General features: G+C 70.6%; 1 protein-coding gene and 1 pseudogene. One reads left to right on the top strand and one right to left on the bottom strand.

Going from position 1 to position 1,411, the window contains the following annotated elements; translation table 11 throughout:
- Positions 1–1,010: pseudogene (locus tag GJV64_RS14485) on the top strand (hypothetical protein); the annotation flags it as partial.
- On the opposite strand, the gene mobA reads toward GJV64_RS14485, so the two are convergent.
- A partial coding sequence (gene mobA / locus GJV64_RS14490) for a molybdenum cofactor guanylyltransferase (RefSeq protein WP_164158181.1) occupies positions 994–1,411 on the bottom strand: 418 nt, incomplete at its 5' end. The pseudogene GJV64_RS14485 and the gene mobA overlap by 17 nt on opposite strands.

Raw genomic sequence — 1,411 nt, forward strand, 5'->3', positions numbered from 1 at the left:
GCAGCGGCGCGGCATTGCTCAGGGCGCTGGCCGATCTGCCGGGCGGCGATGCCGAGTATCCCGGCCGGGCGGCCCGCGCCGTGCTGGAGCGCCGGGCCTGGGCCGATGGCATCGCCACGCGGCTGGCCGATCTTTATCGCGGCGGCATGGTTGGCAATTTCCTTGCCTCCGGCCTCGCGGTGGCGCTGGGGCTGGCCTACCTGCCGCTGAAGCTGGATGGCCAGAAGTTCATCTTTGCCGCCGCCGAGTTCCTGCTGCTGCTGGCCATATTGGTGGTCATCAGGCTGGGCCAGCGCGGCCATTGGCATGATCGCTGGTTCGAAACCCGACGCGCGGCCGAGTATCTGCGGCACGCGCCGATCCTGATGGCGTTGGGCGCGGCGCGGCCGCCGGGGCGCTGGCCGCGTCCGCCCGGTGACGGGCATGGCTCCAGCTGGCCGGAACATCATGCCCGCCAGGCGGTGCGCGAAGCCGGCCTGCCACAGGTGCGCGTCACCCATGCCTATCTGCACGCCGTGCTCGAAACTCTGCTGGATGCGCATGTGACCGGCCAGCGTGACTATCACCGGGCCAAGGCGGCGCGCCTGTTCAGCGTGCACCACAAGCTGGAGCGCCTGTCATCAACCCTGTTTGCGCTGGCCTTCCTGTCGGTGACGCTGTGGCTGATGATGGCCGCCGGTGCGGCACTGGGCTGGTTGCCGGCCGATCTGCCGGGCAAGCTGGCCAAGCCCTTCACCTTTCTGGGCGTGTTCTTCCCCACCTTCGGCGGCGCGGTGGCCGGCATCCATTATTTCGGCGATTTCGACCGGTTCGGGATGATCTCGCAGGTCTCGGCCCAGCGGCTGGACCTCATTCACCAGCGCGCCCGCTGGCTGCTCGCCGGACCCGAAACTGGCCTGGATCATGCCAGCGTGGCCGAACTGGCGCGCGCCGCCGATACCGCCGTGATCGCCGAGATCGAAAGCTGGCAGGCGGTGTTCGCCGGAAAGCATATCACAGTCCCGGTGTGAGCCGGCGATTGGCGGCGGCCAGATCGGCCGGCGTGTTGATGTTGGCAAAGGGATCGGCCCCTTCCGCTGGCCAGTCCGCCGTCACATGTCCCTGGGCCTGGGCAAAGCCGTGCAGGGAGCGGCCGCCGCCTGCAATATAGGCCGCCAGCGCCGGCTCATCGACCTGCCACAGCCCGGCCAGCGGCTCCACCTGGCCGCCGCGCGCCGGCAGGGCAGCCCCGGCGCCGGCGATCGCTGCTGCAAGCCGGGGCAGCAGATCCGCCGGCAGGAAGGGCTGGTCGCAGCCGATCAGCAGCAGCCGGTCGCAGCCGGCCCCGGCGGCAAAGCCGAAGCCCGCGGCGAGCGCCCCGATCGGCCCCAGGCCGGGCGCCGGATCGGCGATGTGTGGCACGGTAATGCCG

This window comes from Sandarakinorhabdus rubra (genome assembly GCF_010994245.1).
GTDB classification, from domain to species: Bacteria; Pseudomonadota; Alphaproteobacteria; order Sphingomonadales; family Sphingomonadaceae; genus Sandarakinorhabdus; species Sandarakinorhabdus rubra.